This window comes from Prevotella rectalis (genome assembly GCF_900607215.1).
Classification (GTDB): Bacteria; Bacteroidota; Bacteroidia; order Bacteroidales; family Bacteroidaceae; genus Prevotella; species Prevotella brunnea.
Map to the genome: position 1 here is coordinate 200,007 of NZ_LR027820.1, position 888 is coordinate 200,894.

General features: G+C 49.9%; 1 protein-coding gene. It reads right to left on the minus strand.

Features of this window, described 5'->3' with window-relative positions:
• On the minus strand, positions 1-888 hold an 888-nt coding region (locus tag E0E16_RS01795), incomplete at both ends, for an IS256 family transposase (RefSeq protein ID WP_130829708.1).

Genomic DNA, 888 nt, shown 5'->3' on the forward strand with positions numbered 1-888 from the left:
TGCGTTCGGCCTTGTATTTTCTTAGTGCAGGATATTTCCTTTCCCATTTCTCGACAAAGGTAATGAATTGTTCGTATCCCTGCAAGGAATTCATCTCGTTGTTCTCCAATTGGAACACCTCACTGAGCTGCTGCGCCATTACCAGTTTGTCTTTATGTGATGCGCCGCTGAGTATCTGTCGCTTAACGTGTGCCACGCAGAACTGGTGTGCGGCACCGGGAAAGGCTGCACAGACGGCATTCTCTATTCCTTGCAATGCATCGGAAACAACTAAGTCTATCTGTTCGACGCCTCTTTGCTTCAAGGCCTCAAGCTCGTCTTTCCAGCAAAGAGCCCCTTCTGTGGGATGATTGACAACCGTGAGCACCTCCCTGCTGCCGTCTTCTAATACCCCCAGAATGGTATAGTAGGCTTCCTTGGACACCTGTCTGTCCCTACGGGTGGAAATAAAGGTGGCGTCGATATAGACGGCTAAGTAGTGGGAGGAAAGGCTACGGCAAAGCCACCGTTCGACGTCCTCACGGCAGCTGCCGGCAAGATGCGATACCTGCTGCTTGCTGTAGGAACGACCATAGACGCAATTTGAAATCTCGCCTATCTGCTCCGTGGTAAGACCTTTGGTGTAGAGGAGATTGAACAATTTGGCACGTTCCTCGCTTTCGCTGCGTATCAACCCTAAGAGAATGGGATAGAAGTTTCCGCTACGACTGCGCGGAATACGGAGCGAGAACTCAAAGCCGTGACTGTACCAACGACGAGAACGGAAACCATTGCATTGCTCATGGGCATTTTCGCTGACGAACAACTCTCGTTCATGATACATCAGGGAGTTCATGATTAATGACTGAAGGGTAACAAAACCCTCGCTGCTGCTTGTGTAATTCGAAA